The sequence below is a fragment of the Pseudovibrio ascidiaceicola genome (assembly GCF_900114245.1).
Classification (GTDB): domain Bacteria; phylum Pseudomonadota; class Alphaproteobacteria; order Rhizobiales; family Stappiaceae; genus Pseudovibrio; species Pseudovibrio ascidiaceicola.
Genome location: NZ_FOSK01000006.1, coordinates 92,305 through 110,336 on the forward strand (window position 1 = coordinate 92,305; position 18,032 = coordinate 110,336).

The window sequence follows — 18,032 nt, forward strand, 5'->3', positions numbered from 1 at the left end:
CCTCAGCTGTATCGTTAAGTTTTTTGCATCTATGCAGAATGAAAAGAAACACGGAATCTAACTGCGATACCTAGCTAATTGCTGGAATATTTTTCCTATATTACATACGCATCCGTATTGGTGAGTGCACAATCTAAGGTTAACGTTTTATTAACCTGCTCCTAACAATAGCTTTTTTCAAAGAAATACTAATTCGATCTTTAAGTTTAAAGTTTTTCCGTCAGAGCTTTTCGAAAAAGACATAGTGCAATTTAACAATGTCAATATATATGGACGTAATTCTATTGGTATAGAAGTTAAATTGAATAGATTTCTTTCCCAATATGAAAACAATGAGCCTCGAATAGAAGATGGGTGATAGATACACCTTCTATATTGAGTGGATATTGCGTAGAGTAAGGTTGTTGGAGGCATAATATGTAGGGGTGTATAAAATGAATCCGTTGACTGCTGCACTAGAATTTGTTGAATCTATTAATAATGAAGAAACATCCGAAGGTGTTTCTAAGCGCATTGCTGAACTTGGCCAGTCTTTTGGCTTTACAAGCTTCTGTCTCGCTGCGATCCCCGAAGCTGGCGCATCCTTTGATGGGTCAATTATGTTGAGTGGTTGGCGCCCTGAGTGGCAACAACGTTATCTCGACCGTGATTACGTACAAAACGATCCGATTGTTGCGAAGGCGCGCACTGCAAGTCGTCCATTCTTATGGTCAAGCGTTGCTCGTGATCGCAATATTACTGCTGCTGCACAGCAAGTTCTGTCCGAAGCGCGTGACTATGGAATGTATGACGGCGTCTGCGTGCCAGTACATGGCCTTCAAGGCTATCAAGGCATGTTGATTTTTGGTGGGCCGGAAGTCCGTCTGAATGAACGCGAAATCAGTGTTCTTCATCTGGTTGGCATTTATGCGAGCAATAAGATCCGCGAGTTGGTTGGGGCTAACACCAATCGTCCTCGTCACCGTCTTACTCCTCGTGAACTTGAATGCCTGAAATGGTCTGCTGCTGGTAAGACAAGTTGGGAGATTAGTCAGATTCTGAACATCTCTCAGCATACGGCAGATTGGTACCTGGCTTCCGCTGCCAGAAAACTACATGCTGCAAATAGAACACATGCGGTGGCCGAGGGTTTCCGGCTAGGCCTAATTCGTTAAGCCAAAATGACACCGACCTATGCTCTCGGCAGGGTTCGCATCGCGAATCCTGCTGTTTGCACATGAGCGATCGGATAAAAGTTGCACCTTTAGTCGTAAAAGTAGAAAATTTTCTCTGAGATATATTAGAGAAGTCAAAATTTACGGTGTTTGTGTATATATTTTTACGTGTTTAGTTTTTCTCAATTGTACGATAAATTCCTTAGAATTTCCCCGTTTTCTTAATGTTTTGTGACCCGCTAAATATAGTAATGGCTCAAGTGACTATAAATTAATCTTTCCATGGAGGGATTTGCTCGACTATAAAGCCCCAAAATACATAGAGACTGGGGGACCTACTTTGGCTATTCAACGAATATTGGTTGCTAACCGCTCAGAGATTGCAATTCGAGTTTTTCGAGCTGCGAACGAACTTGGTCTCCAGACAGTTGCTGTCTTTGCCGAAGAAGACAAGCTAGCTCTGCATCGCTTTAAGGCTGATGAAGCATATCAGGTTGGTAAAGGCCTGGGCCCAATTGAGGCCTACTTGTCTATCGACGAGATTATCCGCGTAGCGAAAGAGCAACGCGTTGATGCAATCCACCCAGGTTATGGCTTCCTTTCCGAGAGTCCAGAGTTTGCTGAAGCATGCGCTGAAAACGGAATTATTTTTATCGGCCCATCGCCGGACACTATGCGCCGCTTGGGTAACAAAGTAGCAGCACGTGAACTGGCGATTAAAGCTGGTGTTCCCGTTATGCCTGCGACTGATCCACTTCCTGAAGACATGGAAGAAGTGAAGCGTCTTGCTTTGGAGATCGGCTATCCGGTGATGCTCAAGGCATCATGGGGCGGTGGTGGCCGCGGCATGCGCGTTATTCGAGATGAAGAGACGCTTCTTCGCGAAGTTGTTGAAGCGAAACGTGAAGCGAGAGCTGCGTTTGGCAAGGATGAGGTTTACCTCGAGAAGCTTGTTGAGCGCGCCCGTCACGTTGAAGTTCAGATCCTTGGTGATCAGCATGGCAATCTCGTACATCTGTTTGAACGCGATTGTTCTATTCAGCGCCGTCACCAGAAAGTGGTTGAGCGTGCACCTGCGCCTTACCTTGATAAAGAAAAGCGCCGTGAGCTTTGTGAGAATGGACTGAAGATTGGCCGCGAAGTGGATTACTGCGGTGCGGGCACCGTTGAGTTCCTCATGGATGCAGATACCGGCAAGGTTTACTTCATTGAAGTAAACCCACGCATTCAGGTAGAGCATACTGTTACTGAAGAAGTCACTGGCATTGATGTTGTTCGGGCACAGATCCGCATTGCGGAAGGTGGTCGCATTGGTGATAAAACGGTTACCGGTGTTCCGGAGCAGAATGCGATTGAGCTGAATGGTCACGCGCTTCAGTGTCGTATTACGACTGAAGATCCTGAGCACAACTTCATTCCGGATTATGGCCGCCTGAGTGCTTATCGTGGTGCGACAGGGTTTGGTATTCGTCTTGATGGTGGCACGGCTTATGCCGGTGCGGTAATCACACGCTTCTACGATCCACTGCTTGAGAAAGTGACCGCCTGGGCGCCAACGCCTGAGGAAGTATGCGCTCGAATGGATCGTGCACTGCGCGAATTCCGTATTCGCGGCGTTGCGACCAACCTTATTTTCCTTGAGCGGATCATTGGACATGCGTCCTTCCAGGACAATTCTTATACAACGCGCTTTATTGATGACACGCCTGAGCTGTTTGAGAACATTAAAACAGCAGACCGCGCGACGAAACTGCTGAACTACATTGCTGATGTCACTGTAAACGGCCACCCTGAAACAAAGGGACGTCCGAAACCACCAGCTGATGCACCGGCACCTGTGGCGCCGAAGTTCAAGCTGCCAGTAATGGATGGGACGCGTCAGAAGCTGGAGCAGCTTGGACCTAAAGAGTTTGCCAAGTGGGTAAAAGCTCAGCCGCAAGTGCTTGTTACCGACACAACGATGCGTGATGCGCACCAATCTTTGCTTGCTACACGCATGCGTACCTACGATTTGGCACAGGTTGCTGATAGCTATGCGCAGGGTTTGCCTGAGCTGTTCTCTCTGGAATGTTGGGGTGGTGCGACCTTTGATGTGTCCATGCGCTTCCTGACTGAAGATCCGTGGGAGCGTCTGTGTCTTGTCCGTGAGAAAGCACCTAACCTGCTGATGCAGATGTTGCTTCGCGGATCCAACGGTGTGGGTTACGCAAACTATCCAGATAACGTTGTTCAGCATTTCGTGCGTCAGGCAGCAGAGTCTGGTGTTGATGTTTTCCGTGTGTTTGATTGCCTCAACTGGGTTGAGAACATGCGTGTGTCTCTGGATGCGGTTCAGGAACAAGGCAAGCTGTGTGAAGCAGCGCTTTGCTATACTGGCGACATTTTGAACAGTGCACGTCCGAAGTATGATCTGAAGTACTACGTCAATCTGGCGAAAGAGCTTGAAACTGCAGGTGCGCATATTCTTGGTATTAAGGATATGGGCGGTGTGTTGAAGCCGCAGGCTGCGAAGGTTCTCATCAAGGCGCTGAAAGATGAGATCGATATTCCGATTCACTTCCACACCCACGACACCTCCGGCATTGCAGCCTCTACAGTTTTGGCAGCTGTTGAGAGCGGTGCCGACATTGTTGATCTGGCGATGGATTCCCTATCAGGTCTGACATCTCAGCCATGTATGGGCTCTGTTGTTGAAGCTTTGAAGGGAACTTCTCGCGACAGTGGTTTGGACACCGACCGTATCCAGCAGATTTCCTTCTATTGGGAAGCTGTTCGTACTCAGTATCGTGCATTTGAGAGTGATCTGCGCTTTGGGGCTTCTGAGGTTTATCTGCACGAGATGCCAGGTGGCCAGTTCACCAACCTGAAAGAACAGGCGCGTTCGCTTGGCCTTGAAATGCGTTGGCACGAAGTGGCGAAGGCTTATGCGGACGTGAACATGATGTTTGGTGACATCGTGAAAGTGACGCCAAGTTCCAAGGTTGTTGGTGACATGGCGGTGATGATGGTGTCTCAGGGCATCACACCGGAAGATGTTATTGATCCGAACAAGGAAGTTTCCTTCCCAGAATCCGTCGTCAACATGATGCATGGTGATCTTGGTATTCCTCCGGGTGGCTGGCCTGTTGAACTGCAGAAGAAAGTTCTGAAGGGACAAGAGCCAATCACGGTTCGTCCGGGGTCTTTGCTTGAAGCTGAGGACATGGATGCGAAGCGTAATGAGCTGACAGGCATTCTTGGCCGCAAAGGCTCAGAGCAAGAACTGTCCTCTATGCTCATGTACCCGAAGGTTTATACTGAATTTGCCAAAGCTCAGGACAAGTATGGTCCGACCAGTGTGCTTCCAACGCCGACCTATTTCTACGGTTTGAAGGTCGGCGATGAGATCATGGCTGAGCTAGAGCCAGGTAAGACAATGGTTATCTCTTGTCTTGCGATTGGTGAAACTGATGAGCACGGTGAAAAGCGTGTGTTCTTTGAGCTGAACGGTCAGCCGCGGAACATCCGTATTATCGACCGTACACACAGTGCGGCAAACACGCCTGCACGCCGTAAAGTTGATGATGATAATGAGCTTCAGGTGGGTGCGCCGGTACCAGGTGTTATCTCCACGCTAGCTGTAAAGGCTGGTCAGGCTGTGAAAGCTGGCGATCTGCTTGTCTCTATTGAAGCAATGAAGATGGAAACATCTGTTCATGCCGAGCGTGATGGCGAGATCAGCGAAGTCTGTGTGGCTCCGGGTGATCAGCTTGATGCGAAAGATCTGATTGTTACCTTTAAGGGATAAGCCCTGAAGGTATTTGCTAGTCTGGATTAACCAGCAATGCGTTTGGTGCATGAGCACTATGCATTGCTGGTTTTTTTGTTTTTGAGCGTAAAATATATATAAGTATCAATGTTTTATGTGTTCGTTTGGGTGGCGCATGACGTTAGGTATTGCTACGTTCCGTAGTAGTGCGGTTGTTCCTGTCCAAGCCCTTCTGTATTCAGCGCTCCAATTAATTCAACAGTGTGTTTCCCAATTTCTGATCTTTAGGAACTGCCTTCCTACCGGGCCAGAGTTGGGTTTTTTATTGAGGGTGCAACCGTGCAAACTAAAACAGGAAACCCAGCAGTTATCGGCCTTGCTGGATTTGGTATGACGACCTTTGTTCTGCAAATGGTGAACATTGGTCTTCTGGAAAACATGGGCCCAGTGCTTTGGCTTGGTGTTTTTGTTGGCGGTCTTGCGCAGTTGGTAGCAGGTTTCCAGACAGGTAAGACTGGCAATAATTTCGGCTACAGCGCTTTCACCATTTACGGTGCATTCTGGCTGGCGTTTGCAGGCATTCTTGTTGGCAACAAACTGGGCTTTTATACATCTTCCCATTCTGACATCGGCTTCTTCCTTCTGCCATTCACCATCTACACTGGCATTATGTTCTACGGCGCTCTGCACATTCACACTGCAGAAGCTTCCATCTTTGGCAGCCTGCTGCTCGGTTTCATTCTGTTGGTTCTGGGTCATTTCGGTCCGGCGTTCTTCAACGTGATTGCTGGTTACGTGCTGATCCTGTGTTCATTCTGCGCTTGGTACGTTATGGCGCACATCATCTACAAAGATGTTTGTGGTCGTGATGTTCTGCCAGTTGGTTCTCCAATCCTGCAGCCGGGCGAAAAGATGTCTGGCGCAGAGGCTGTTGCAGCTGAGTAATCAAAGTGCGAACCTATATGAAAAGGCCCGGCAATGACCGGGCCTTTTTGTTATTTAGCTGAATGGGATGACCAATGACTGGCGGGTTCAGATGCGTAGCCGATCCAGTTGTCCATAAAGTTGTCTAGCCAATGCAGAACTGCCGGATCGTACACAAAACGCTCGCGGAAGTGTTCGCCGCGCTTTTTGGCTCCAGGCAATACAAGACGACTTGCTGCGCGAGTGGTCCAGCGGCTCATCATGGCGTAGGTGAGTTCCGGGTGAAACTGGATGCCGAATGCATTATCTCCCACGCGGATAGCCTGATTTTTGTAGGTCGGGCTTGAAGCCAGAAGCTCAGCGCCGGTGGGAAGAGAGAAGCCTTCCCGGTGCCATTGATAGACCTGCTGTGGCCATTTCATAAGGTCAGTGCCGGACTGAGTTGCTTCCAGCGGATAATAGCCTATTTCAACCAATCCATCATCATGGCCTGTGACTTGGCCACCAAGGTTTTTGGAGAGCATTTGTGCACCAAGGCAGATGCCCAAGAAGGGTTTGTTTTCTTTGAGAGGAACGCTGATCCAGTCGATCTCTTGCTTCACGAAATCATCAGTATCATTGGCGCTCATCGGGCCACCAAAAATGACAGAGCCCGCGTGGTCAGCAAGTGTGCCCGGTAGTGGGTCGCCAAAACGAGGGCGGCGAATATCCAACTCGAACCCGCGTTTGACCAATTGCTGCCCGACGCGGCCGGGATTTGATGTTTCCTGATGCAGCACCACCAAAACTTTGGCTGGGTGCTGATTATTCCGCTCTAACATTGTAAATCAAAACCTTCAGGTCGAAGACGGGCTATTGCCACTCTGTCGCTTGGCTACTTTTTGCTTAAGCTGCATGCGGTCTCTGGAGGACACGCCTAATAGCTCGGCAACGCGCCAAATTGTGTTGTCTTCAAATTCATGGACGGACCCATCAGCGTAGACCATTTCCCAGAGAGCCTCGATGACTGTCAGACGCTGCTCCGGCTCTAGCTTGCGCTTGAGGACTGATGTGAAGCCGTAGAGATCGACTGCATCTTCATCCCGCACTTTGGCGAGGTCCATCAGCTCTTTTGTGTCTTCCTCATTCAGCTCATACTGCTGCTGTAAGACGCGTTTTAACTGGTCCAGCTCCTGCTGTTCAATCTCGCCATCTACAGCGATGATATGGAACATGAGCGCTGCGACCGCCAGCCGTTCATCGTCTTCAGAAAAGCGGTCAGCTTCTTCCTGCTCGTTTGACAGGTCTTTGAAGAACTTTTTCAGGGCGTCCAGCATTCATGTGCTCCGTGCAACTATTGGTTTTCTTGCACTTTTAAATAGTGCTTTTCTGTTGTGCTTAAAGATGATTCAGATCCGAATGGATTACTATTGATACGCAAAAACAATTACAAATGCCAAGGAAAAGGACAGAAATACGCCAATTTGAAGCCACGTGATACTGCGACAATTGGGAGCAAATATGATAGAACGCAATGGTTGAGGATAGGTTGTGCTTTTGTTCTGGGTCTTGAAAGGCTTTAACCAATCATAATTTAGACGTTTTCTACGGGCTTTTTGCCCTGTATTTGTTGAGTACAAGCTGCTTACATGAGAGTCCTTTTTCGGGCCTCACGAAATCGTCCACTAGGATACTAAGACTAAATGAAACGCTCTCTTCTTATTTTTGGAGCTCTTGCCGCTCTTGTGGTTTGTGGTCTGGTGCTTGCACCGCTTCTCGTTCCGCAGAAACAGCTGAAAGCCCAAATTGCAGAGTCTTTTGAGACAGCAACCGGATGGAAGTTGCGTCTTGACGGGCGCACGAGTGTGGATCTGTTTCCGACACTGGCGATTGAAGTCGATAATGTTGGCGTTGCAGGTGTTGCGCGAGCTGACGGGATTGAGTTTGCACGGATTGAGAAAGCCCGGTTCGAGTTGAACTCTCTGCGTTTGCTGACTGGTGGCAATATCATCCGCAACATTGAGCTTGTTCAGCCAAAGTGGACGCTAGAATTTGATCAGAAAGGCGGCGCCTCCTGGCAGCCACAGCTTTCTGAGGGTGCAAAAGGGGAGCCCTCTCTGGTTGCTGCAAATATTGCTGGCCGCGTTGCTTCCTTTATGCAGCAGCTGGATCTGGATTCTGTTAGCATTCAAAAAGGTGTGGTTTCCTACAGCGAGCCTGAGCAAGAAGCACCATTAGTTCTTTCTGAGATTGATCTCGTACTTAACTTTGAGCATGGCGGTGATGGCCTGACGGCGGAAGGTGCGTTTAATCAGAGTGACGAGCGTTACATTGTTGGTGGACGCGTTGGATCAGTTACAGCGCTGAGCGAGGCTCGTGCGACGTCTATTGAGGCTCATGTAACTGGACCTGCTCAAGAGAAAGTTGGTTTTAATGGCCAGCTTGCCTTTGGTGCGCGGCCTGTTGGCACCCTGCAAGTTTCTGTTGAGCTGCCAAGTCTAGCTGCTGTTGCTGCACAACAGGATGCGAACTTGCCAGAAGGTGTTGGCAGCGGTGCTCTGACAAGTGAGCTGCAGTTCCGTCAACGTGGTGTTCGTACAAAAGGCCTTTCCATCACAGCAGGTTCTGTTGGCTTTGGCGGCAACATTGCGCTGAACTACCTTGAAGACGGTTATGAGTTGAAGGGGCAGGTCAGCGGACAGTCATTGAATTTTGAGCAGCTTCTGCGCTTGGTTGGGCTGGATGTTCCTGCATCCGGTTTTGCTAATGTAGATGCTTCGTTCTACGGCGTTGGCCAATCCTACGATGAGTTGATTGCTGCACTGGAAGTTGATGGTGGCGCAATCCTACGGAAGGGGCGTGTCGCGGATATTCGACTGCCAAATATGCTGGCGGTTGAAGGGCGTGATGAAGCTCTCGATGACATGGATCTTACGTTTGTCTTCTCCGGCCTATCACAACCGTTGCAGCTGCAAAGCACCGCGCGCTGGCATGGTGAGCCGATTGTTTTGCAAGGTGGCCTCCGTTCTGATGCGAATATCGATCTTGCGTTCTCCAGTGAGATGTTCTCCGGGAGTTTGACTGGTCCGTATTCTTTGCGTGATGGTTTTGACGGGATCTTTGCTTTCCAAACGGATGACTTCAGTAATTTTGCCCGTTGGTATGGCCGACCTCTGCCTCGCTATCTGCGTGGTCAGAAGCTGGAGCTTTCTGGCCAGTTTGAAGCAGATGACAGTGGTGTTGCCTTTAAAAATGCGCGGTTTGTACTGGATGATACAAGCCTCAAAGGAACCGGTCGTCTGGATACAGGCGAAGTTCCTAAGCTGAGCGGAGAGCTGGAAGTTGCGCACGCGTCTTTCGACAAGATGTTCTCTCGCAGTGATGAAAAGAATGCCAAGGGCGAAGGCGCTTATGATTTCTCCGTCCTGCGCAGCTTTGATCTGGACCTGGCGCTTTCCATTCAGGACCTGAAGCTTGGTGCGCTTCGTGGGCAGAATGCAGAGCTGAAAGCTGCGCTGTCTGATGGCCGACTGGCTTTGGATGTTGCCCGTGTTGGTCTTTATCAGGGTGAGGGCGCTGGCAAGCTTCTTTTAAACGGTGCAACAGTTAAACCGGGCGTTGCTGCTGAGTTTTCGCTGAAAGGTATTGATGCAGCTCCATTCCTTGCTTCACTTGGAGATATGCCGCGTGTTGATGGCAATCTGTATGCAGAAATGGATGTGAGCACCTCCGGCAAGACGCCTAGTGATCTCTGGGTCAATATGGGCGGTGCACTCAGCTTCCAGCTTGGCAATGGTATGTTGCATGAACTGGATGTGGATCGGTTGGTTGCTTCTGTCGAAGGCAAAGGCATTACAGGTTGGCCGTTTACAGACAGTGATCAGACTGAGTTTTCCAGCTGGGGTGCAGATGTGATCTTTGATCAGGGCACCGCAGAGTTTCAAGCACTGACGTTGCAGAGCAAAACCGCGCTGATTGAAGGGCGTGGTGCGATCAACATCAAAGATGGTGAGGTGCTCTGGTATTTGCAGCCAAGCCTGCTGGACCAATCTAAGTTGGATGATGAGGCAGCTGCAACAACGCAGACCGCGGATATGGCGCCGTTGAAGATCCGTGGATCGATCAACCTGCCGAGCTTTGAACCTGTCGGCATTCAGGAATATGCGAGTGCTTCCTTTGGTGATGTGAAGCAGACACAAAAGCTTTCTGAGAAATTGGCGAAGGACCTTGAAACTGCAAAGACAGTTGAAGAGGCACAGCGTTTGAGAGCTGCTGCTGCAAAAGATGCGGCTGTTGCTTCACCTTCAACTACCGCGAATGCAGTAGTGGAGCCAACCGTTCTTGCTCAGCCGACTGCGAAAGATGGTGATGTGACTACAGCTTCGGTTGGAGGCGGCGATCTGCCTCCTCTTGCTGAAGGTGCTGTCGCGAACACTGATACCTCCAAGATTGTCATGCCTGTGGCTAAGCCGGGTGAAGCATCAGCGCCTGCGGTTGCGGCTACAACACCGAAGAAGTCACGGGTGATCGCGGCACCCAAGCGTGATCTGAAGCGACGTGATGTGGTGCCGCGTGGGCCGGGGAATGTGAATGTGGAAGCTGTTGCAGATGGAACAGCGGATACGGATGCAACGTTGACCTCTCTGGAGGAGGCATTTGGGATGCCAGCTGGTTTCCTGACTGACTAACCGGCGTACAAGCAAATTAAAAAGCCCGGAGCAGGGAATGCTCCGGGCTTTTTTGTTGTTAGATGAAGTCGATCTCGTTGCTGAGTGGCATCTGTCTGATGCGCTTGCCCGTTGCTGCGAAGATCGCATTTGCCAATGCTGGCGTTGATGGTGGTGTGCCGGGTTCGCCTGCGCCGCCCATGCGTGGAGAGTTCTCCAGCAGCTCGATGGTGATCTTGGGGGCTTGATACATGCGCATGGCATCGAAGGTGTCGAAGTTGGCTTGCTCGACCTTGCCATCAGCCCATGTGATTTCCTGTCCCAGTGCCTGACTGAGCCCGAAGTTGATGCCAGACATGATTTGATCTTTGAACATACCCGGATCAAGAACGATACCTGGATCGGCAACAGCCCAAACTTCCTCTATGGTGACGGTGTTATCTGTGACGTCCACCTGAACCACCTGCGCGGTCCATGTTCCGAAGGAGAGAACGTGGGCAATGCCACGACCTTTGCCAGCGGGCAGCGGTGTACCCCAACCTGACATTTCGGCCACACGCTTTAAGGCTTCCCGTGCTGGTCGGAACTCATCGCTGGTCAGATGTGCCAAGCGGAACTCAAGGGGATCTTTACCAGCTTTATGTGCTGCTTCATCCATAAAGCTCTCATGGAAGAAGCCGTTGACGGAGTTGCCGACTGAACGCCAGAAGCCAATAGGCACCTGAAGATCTGCCACGTGGGCCTGACAACGGATGTTTTCAACGTCCAGCGGTTGATTAAAGGCACCATCGAGCACGGTGTTATCTGGGCCCATAGGGCTGATACCCGGGAAGATCCTTGGCATTACGCTCTGGATGATGGATGGGGACGCCACCTGCATGTCCATGGTCTTCAAAGTGCCGTCCGGTGTCACCTGACCTTTGAATTCACCAATCGCCATAGGGCGGTAAGTGTCGTGCTGGGTGTCTTCTTCGCGTGTCCAAGTCACTTTTACAGGATTTGGCGCAGTTGCTTTGGCAATGACGGCAGCATAGAGCGCAAAGTCGACTTCCAGACGACGGCCGAACCCCCCACCGAGACGAGTGGTGGTGACGTTGATGTCCGCGCTGTCCATGTCGAAATGACTGGAGACAACAGACTGAATGAGGCCGGGAGCCTGTGTTCCGGTCCAGACACGGATTGTGCTTCCGTCGTGCTGGGCAGTTGCATTCATCGGCTCCATGGTGGCATGGGCCAGAAATGGGGCACGGTATTGTGCTGATACAGCTTCGCTTTCCGGAATGGATGTGAACACCTCTGCATCAGATCCGGTACCGCCTAACTCGAATGTGGCTTCTTGCGTCAGTGCGTTTTCAAGGACGGACCACATCTGATCGGAGTTTTGAAGTGAGAGTGGATCATCCCACTCGACCTCCAAGGCTTCAGCACCTTTGAACGCTGCCCAGGTGTTGTCAGCAATAACGCCAAGACCTTCGCCAGTGATTGTTCTGATTTCGACTACATCTTTGACGCCAGGAATGGCGAGTGTTGCAGTCTTGTCGTAGTTCTTGAGGCTGACACCTTTGCGCGGGGCCATTCTTACAGTGCCGTAGAGCATGTCCGGTAGTTGTACGTCGATGCCGAAAATTCGGCCTCCGGTGACTTTGTCTTTCAGCTCAACACGCTTTTGGGTTTTGCCAAGGATCTTCCAGTCACTGGCCTTCTTAAGCTTCATTTCGCTTGGTGGCGAGACCGCGGCTGCTTTGCTTGCCAGCTCTCCATAAGTGACGGACTTGCCGGAAGCTTTGTCTGTGATGGTGCCATCTGCAAGTGTGAGATTGTCTTCTGAGGTGCCGAAGTGTTCTGCTGCTGCTTTCAGTAGGACGAACTTTGCGGCATATCCAGCTTCGCGCATCTTCACGAAGGCATCCGTCGTGGAGGAGGAGCCGCCCGTCATGTTCAGGCCGAGGAACTTGGCGACGATTTTCATAGAGCCGCGCGCAAGTTCAGCCAAGACACTTTCATCATAGAACGGGAAGGGCGTAGATTCTTCCAGCATTGCTGCATTGAAGTAAGCGGGGCTGGATGGGCCGTGCTCGACAACTACCTGTTCCAGAGGGACTTCCAGCTCTTCGGCGACCAGAGCTGCCAGTGTTGTGTGGACGCCCTGACCCATCTCAGCACGTGGCGCGATGATAGTGATGGTGTTGTCTTCATCAATCATCACATAAGGATTGAACGGTGTTTCCCCCTCAGCCTTCTTGGCATCCAGCGGGTTTGCGTAGGGCTTCTGGTAGAAATAGAAGCCCACGGCAAGGCCACCGGCGGCTGCAACGCCAAGGCCGAGAAAGGCACGGCGGGTGTATTTTCCCAATCGGCTCATCTTCAAGCTCCCAGCGTTTGTGCTGCGTCTTTGATCGCGGCTTTGATTTTCGGATAGGTGCCACAGCGACATAGGTTGGTCATAGCATCGCTGATATCTTCATCTGTCGGGTCCGGATTTTCTTCCAACAGAGCGACAGCAGCCATGATCTGACCCGATTGGCAGTAACCACATTGAGGGACGGAGTGTTTCATCCATGCTTGCTGAACAGCATGCAGCTCATCGCCTTGGGAAATGCCTTCGATGGTGGTGATCTCACCTTCGACTTCTCCAACAGGCTGAGAGCAAGAGCGCACGGCCTCCCCATCAATCAAAACAGTGCATGCGCCGCAAGCTGCGATGCCGCATCCGAATTTAGGGCCTTTGATATCCATTATGTCCCGAAGCGCCCACAGAAGTGGCATTTCCGGGTCGGCTTCAATCTCTTGTTTTTGACCATTCACGGTCAGAGGTATTTTCGGGTACATTTGTCTGGCGATCCCGTAAATTTATAGTTAGGAGACTTTTGTTCTCTTAACTTATGGTCTGACGGATGTTTGTCAATGGACCCTGCCAAGTTTAATTGACATGGATTGGAATGAGACCTATCACCAAACTATGACCAACCAGAGTTTTCAGCGCGCCAGATCTGCCGAAGCGAAGGCACAGCGCCATAATGATCTTATACGTGCCGCAACTTGCGTGCTTGAGCAGGACGGCGTAGATGGACTGACCTTGCAGGCGATTGCCAGCCGTGCAGGTATCGTGAAATCCAACATTTACCGGTATTTTGAAACGCGGGAAGCCATTCTGGTTGAGTTGCTGCTGCGTGATTTTGTGAAGCTGATTGAAGATCTGGAGCAGGAAGTTCCGGGTGAGATGGCTCCTGCTGATATGGCGAAGCTTCTGGCTGAGATGTTTGCCTCTCGTCAGGTGTTATGTGAGCTGATGAGTGAAATTGCTCCGACAATGGAGAAGAATATCTCCATTGATTGTGTGCGTGATTTCAAACGCGCATTGCTGGCTGAGGCTGCCCGGGCAACGAGTGCTTTGCAAAAAGGGTTGCCGTGGCTTGAGGCTGAAGAGGCGATGAGTGTCTTCTTCAGCATTCATGTGTTCGTTGCCGGACTATGGCCAGTGACTAATCCACCGCCAGTTCTGGTGACACTCTACGAAGAGCCTGAGTTTGCTCCACTCAAGTACGAATTTGCTCCGGCTTTGTTCGGCATGATCACCGCGCACCTGCTGGGCTTAGAGGCAATGAAAAAGCTCAGCGCATAAATGCCGTGATTGCTTGTTCCAGTTGCTTGATGCCGTCCTGAGGGTCGTTTGTGTTTTGTATTTCCACCAGATGCGGTAGTTCCGGTAGCGAAAGATCTGCGCGCCTCAGACGTTGCTCGATATCCTCTGTGGTTTCGCGGCCTCTCATGGACAGGCGTTGCGCGAGCACGTGGATTGGTGCTGTGATATGTACGACCAGCAGTTTCTCATACTTGCCAACGGCTTCTGCCAAGGCTTTTCGTGAGCCATTTGCAATGGCAATCCCGCCCTTGGCGATGTGGTGATCGACGCATTCCGGCAGAGCGTAGGTCAATCCATGAGCAGGCCACGATAATGCTACTCGTCCCTGATCTATGAGCTCCGACATGTCTTCGTGGCAGACTGCTTCGTGCGGTTCGGAACCAGCATCCGCAGGGCGGGTGATCAGGCGACGGGCGAACATGATGTTTGCATCGCCTTCACACTGCTCTTTATAGCCGTAAATCAGTGTATCTTTGCCTGCGCCACTTGGCCCAACGACCATGATCAGTGCGCCAGGGCCAAGTTTTTTTGCTTGCTCCTGAGCTGTATCTAAAACCGTCACGATAGATCCCCCTCTCATCAGCTGTGCTATGCGACGCGATATCCTTCGCGCCAGACACCACGGACGATTGGCACGTCGCCAACCATTCGCACTTGCACAAGGTCCGCGCGGCGACCAACTTCCAGTGCGCCGCGATCTGTAAGGCCGACAGCCTCTGACGGGATCTTGGTTACCTTTTGTACGGCTTCGGGAATGGAGATGCGCTCAATTTGCTGGGCCAGCAAGAAGGCTGCTTGCAGAAGGGAGACTGGCACGTAGTCAGAAGACAGAACGTCCAGATAGCCTGCCTCAGCCAGCTCTCGTGCAGAGATGTTACCGGAATGAGATTTGCCGCGTACCACGTTTGGAGCACCCATCAGCACAGCCATACCAGCTTCGTGTGAGGCCTTTGCCGCTTCCATGGTGGTTGGGAACTCAGCGACGTTGATGCCAAACTTGTTTGCTTCCTCAACGTGGGCAAGGGTCGCGTCGTCATGGCTGGCCAGCATCATGCCTGCAGCTTTGGCGCGGTCTGCGATCGCAAGGCGGTTCTTATCGGAGTTGCGATCTGCACGGGCCTGCATTTGCAGCATGAACTCCTGCATTTGCTCGTCCGAGAAACCCTTCTTGGTTTTGTAGTAAAGCTCGAACTGATCCAGAGAGGTGAACTGGCGTTGTCCTGGCGTGTGGTCCATAAGTGAGGCTAATCGAACGCGTGGATCGTCGTTGAACAGTTCAAAGCCTTCCACACAATTGTCGGCGGAAACTTCGCAGCGTAGATGGATGTAGTGGTCAGCGCGCAGGCGGCCTTCCTGCTGGCCGATCTCGATTGCATCGGCCATGGCTCGCATGTCTTGTGCTGTCAGGTCTGCATCATCTTCCATTCCAACGCGCAGGGCATCGAACACGGTGGTGATGCCGGAGCAGGCAATCTGTGCGTCGTGGGCCTGCACGGCAGAGACTGCATTCCATGTGACGCCAGGGCGTGGCTTGTAGTGGTTTTCGAGATGATCGGTATGCAGTTCGACGAGACCGGGGATGAGGTAGTCGCCTTCACAGTCCAATGCGTTGGATGTGGTGCCGTCGCTTAAATCGCTGATCATGCCATTTTCGACTGCCAGTGTGCCTTCCAACATCTGATCAGGCAGGATCAGTTTTGCGTTGGTGAAGGTCATTGGTGTATGCGGCTCGACCATTGTTGATGTCTGATGTGGCGCTTCGCCGACTAATACATCGCTCATGCTACTTGTCCTTCCAATGGTCTTATTTCAATGACTTGAAATGGCGCGCCAGCCTCTGGTTCTACGCAGAGGGCGAGGTGCGAAATGGAGATTGGTTGATGAATGACAGGCTTGAAGTGGTCTTCTGCGGCAGCTTGGAGCGCTTTGCGTTCCGCTTCTTCTTCCAGCCGTTTTGACAGGGTCATGTGGAAATGGAAATGCTTGAAAATGTAGGGGTAACCCCACTCCAGCATATAGGCATCCTGCTGTGGTGTCAGGTTTGCCTTGCGGCGTCGTTCAATGTCTTGTTCGCTTAAAGGTGCGCGAAGATGATCGAACTGTTTGATACATTGCGCTGCCAGCCCGTTGAGCTGGTCTGATGGCTGTGTCGGTGTCAGAGCCAGAAATTTGCCGAGGAAGTTTGGCGCCAATCCTTCGATGGTGAAGGCAGATGTTTGTTTGGCGAACGCACTGAAAGCCGCTTTCGCATCTTCCTGTGATTTGCCTTCGGCCAAATGAAATGGCGGTTTCATAGTGGCGTGGAAGCCATAGCGACGTGCATCTTCGGTAATTGAGTGCAAGTGCGCAGGCTCAAACTCGTTCAAGTGCGGGTGCGCGAGGCTGTCATTGGAAAACGCCGAGCGCCCGAGCCATTGGCTCCCTAATTCTGTGAGTTTGGCTGATTGTGGGTGTGTGAAATAGATTGAGTAACGCATATCCAGAATATCCTTAGGCTTCGAATTACCGGGCAAACGGTGTCAGTCCTATGACACCTCAGGCTGGTTCGAAGTGTTCCAGAAACCTTTCCACAGCCATCGATTGAAACAGAGGGAGGCGCTCGAAGATTTTATCCTCTGGCCAATCCCACCATTTGAGTTTGATCAGTCGATCAGCAGCTTCCTTGGAGAATCTTCGTTTGATCGGTTTAGCCGGAACTCCGCCCACGATGGTGTAGGGTTCCACGTTTTTTGCAACCACTGCGCCTGCTGCGAGGATCGCGCCGTCGCCAATTTTTACGCCGGGTAGCACGGTTACGCCGTGTCCGATCCAAACATCATTGCCGATAGTGACACGCGCAGCTCTGCGGTCAGCAAAGAACTGGTGATCCCGTTCTTTATCTTCCCGGTAGTATTCTGGTGTGTAGGTAAAGCGATGTTGGGAAACCCGCTCCAAGGGATGATTGGGAGGACCAAGGCGAACATTGGATGCAATGGCCGTGAACTTGCCGATTGTGGTGTCCGCAACCGTCGAGTTCGGGCCAATGTAGGAGTAGTCGCCGATCTCACAATATTCCAGATAGGTTGGACCAAGCACTTCGCATTGCTTGCCAATCGCAGCCTCTCGATGGGTGACGGTTGACTCGATGACCGTCTCCGCAATTTTGGGGGGCTTTGTCATGGAGCGAGTTTCCCTTCTCTGCATATCGCTTTCGGATATGCTTTATGCAGCCGACGCGAATGAAGTTACGTCGATGATCCGGTCCGCAATGGCATCACGAACGTCATGATCGTGAAGAATGCCGACCATTGCTACACCTTGCGTTTTCTTCTCTTCCACCAGCTCAACGACAACGGCTCGGTTTGCTGCATCAAGTGAGGCGGTTGGTTCGTCGAGAAGAAGGATCGGGTAGTGCGCGATGAAACCGCGGGCGATGTTGACGCGTTGCTGTTCTCCGCCCGAGAAAGTTGCTGGTGGTAACTGCCAGAGGCGCTCTGGCACATTGAGGCGGGAAAGCAAGTTGCCAGCGCGCTCAAACGCTTCGTCTTCTGCAACGCCTTGCGCCATGAGAGGTTCGGCAACCAGCGTGAGTGCTGGGACGCGTGGGATTGCGCGGAGGAACTGTGAGACGTAACCGATTGTGGTTTCGCGCAGGCGGATAATGCGGCGCGGAGTTGCGTCGGCTACGTTGACAATCTCATCACCATCCGTGATCAGGATCTGCCCTTTTTGGCAACGGTAGTTGGCGTAGATCATTTTCAGAATTGAGCTTTTACCCGAACCTGACGGACCGCCAAGAACCACACATTCTCCTGCTGAAACGGAGAAGTTTACACCGGAGACGACCGGGATTTCCAAGCCATCTCGCAAGTGCATCTTGAAGGACTTGGCAAGGTCAGAAACAAGCACCTTGGTTTTAGGAGTGTTTGTCATTGTCT

General features: G+C 51.4%; 14 protein-coding genes. 5 read left to right on the plus strand and 9 right to left on the minus strand.

All coding sequences use genetic code 11. The annotated features are described in order from the left end of the window. The first annotated feature begins 434 nt into the window (after nucleotides 1-434). From BM231_RS12685 to BM231_RS12695, 3 genes are all read left to right on the plus strand, one after another. On the plus strand, nucleotides 435-1,154 hold the full coding sequence (locus BM231_RS12685; protein WP_093519886.1) for a LuxR family transcriptional regulator: 720 nt from the start codon (nucleotides 435-437) through the stop codon (nucleotides 1,152-1,154). 340 nt (nucleotides 1,155-1,494) lie between these two features. Beyond that, the gene (gene pyc / locus BM231_RS12690) at nucleotides 1,495-4,941 is read left to right on the plus strand and encodes a pyruvate carboxylase (protein WP_093519888.1); all 3,447 of its coding nucleotides are present in this window, start codon (nucleotides 1,495-1,497) and stop codon (nucleotides 4,939-4,941) included. Nucleotides 4,942-5,241: 300 nt separating this feature from the next. Continuing rightward, nucleotides 5,242-5,847: an acetate uptake transporter gene (locus BM231_RS12695; RefSeq protein WP_063312930.1), complete on the plus strand. Its 606-nt coding sequence runs from the start codon at nucleotides 5,242-5,244 to the stop codon at nucleotides 5,845-5,847. A 50-nt stretch (nucleotides 5,848-5,897) separates the two neighbouring features. Here the strand turns inward: BM231_RS12695 and BM231_RS12700 are convergent, their stop codons facing one another. Both BM231_RS12700 and BM231_RS12705 read right to left on the minus strand, forming a co-directional pair. Next, on the minus strand, nucleotides 5,898-6,647 hold the full coding sequence (locus tag BM231_RS12700) for a glutamine amidotransferase (protein WP_093519890.1): 750 nt from the start codon (nucleotides 6,645-6,647) through the stop codon (nucleotides 5,898-5,900). Between the two features lie 15 nt (nucleotides 6,648-6,662). Continuing rightward, nucleotides 6,663-7,142: a tellurite resistance TerB family protein gene (locus BM231_RS12705; RefSeq protein WP_093519892.1), complete on the minus strand. Its 480-nt coding sequence runs from the start codon at nucleotides 7,140-7,142 to the stop codon at nucleotides 6,663-6,665. 366 nt (nucleotides 7,143-7,508) lie between these two features. On the opposite strand from BM231_RS12705, the gene BM231_RS12710 reads away from it, so the two are divergent. Continuing rightward, complete coding sequence (locus BM231_RS12710) at nucleotides 7,509-10,493, plus strand: AsmA family protein (protein WP_093519894.1); 2,985 nt, start codon at nucleotides 7,509-7,511, stop codon at nucleotides 10,491-10,493. 58 nt (nucleotides 10,494-10,551) lie between these two features. Here the strand turns inward: BM231_RS12710 and BM231_RS12715 are convergent, their stop codons facing one another. Continuing rightward, nucleotides 10,552-12,834 (minus strand): xanthine dehydrogenase family protein molybdopterin-binding subunit, encoded by a 2,283-nt coding sequence (locus BM231_RS12715; RefSeq protein WP_093519896.1) that lies wholly within the window; start codon nucleotides 12,832-12,834, stop codon nucleotides 10,552-10,554. A 2-nt stretch (nucleotides 12,835-12,836) separates the two neighbouring features. Beyond that, complete coding sequence (locus BM231_RS12720) at nucleotides 12,837-13,301, minus strand: (2Fe-2S)-binding protein (RefSeq protein WP_082827038.1); 465 nt, start codon at nucleotides 13,299-13,301, stop codon at nucleotides 12,837-12,839. 100 nt (nucleotides 13,302-13,401) lie between these two features. On the opposite strand from BM231_RS12720, the gene BM231_RS12725 reads away from it, so the two are divergent. Continuing rightward, complete coding sequence (locus tag BM231_RS12725; protein WP_208860319.1) at nucleotides 13,402-14,094, plus strand: TetR/AcrR family transcriptional regulator; 693 nt, start codon at nucleotides 13,402-13,404, stop codon at nucleotides 14,092-14,094. Here BM231_RS12725 and phnN read toward each other — a convergent pair. The 5 genes from phnN to phnL are packed head-to-tail and all read right to left on the minus strand — an operon-like array spanning nucleotide 14,084 to nucleotide 18,027. Then, complete coding sequence (phnN, locus tag BM231_RS12730; RefSeq protein WP_093519900.1) at nucleotides 14,084-14,677, minus strand: phosphonate metabolism protein/1,5-bisphosphokinase (PRPP-forming) PhnN; 594 nt, start codon at nucleotides 14,675-14,677, stop codon at nucleotides 14,084-14,086. The two genes, BM231_RS12725 and phnN, sit on opposite strands and share 11 nt — an antisense overlap. A gap of 26 nt (nucleotides 14,678-14,703) precedes the next feature. Next, complete coding sequence (locus BM231_RS12735; protein ID WP_093520238.1) at nucleotides 14,704-15,852, minus strand: alpha-D-ribose 1-methylphosphonate 5-triphosphate diphosphatase; 1,149 nt, start codon at nucleotides 15,850-15,852, stop codon at nucleotides 14,704-14,706. A gap of 41 nt (nucleotides 15,853-15,893) precedes the next feature. Next, nucleotides 15,894-16,592, minus strand: coding sequence for a DUF1045 domain-containing protein (locus BM231_RS12740; protein ID WP_093519902.1), 699 nt, complete (start codon nucleotides 16,590-16,592; stop codon nucleotides 15,894-15,896). 58 nt (nucleotides 16,593-16,650) lie between these two features. Next, complete coding sequence (locus tag BM231_RS12745) at nucleotides 16,651-17,274, minus strand: DapH/DapD/GlmU-related protein (protein ID WP_208860320.1); 624 nt, start codon at nucleotides 17,272-17,274, stop codon at nucleotides 16,651-16,653. 42 nt (nucleotides 17,275-17,316) lie between these two features. Beyond that, nucleotides 17,317-18,027: a phosphonate C-P lyase system protein PhnL gene (gene phnL, locus BM231_RS12750; protein WP_093519906.1), complete on the minus strand. Its 711-nt coding sequence runs from the start codon at nucleotides 18,025-18,027 to the stop codon at nucleotides 17,317-17,319. Between the last annotated feature and the right edge of the window lie 5 nt (nucleotides 18,028-18,032).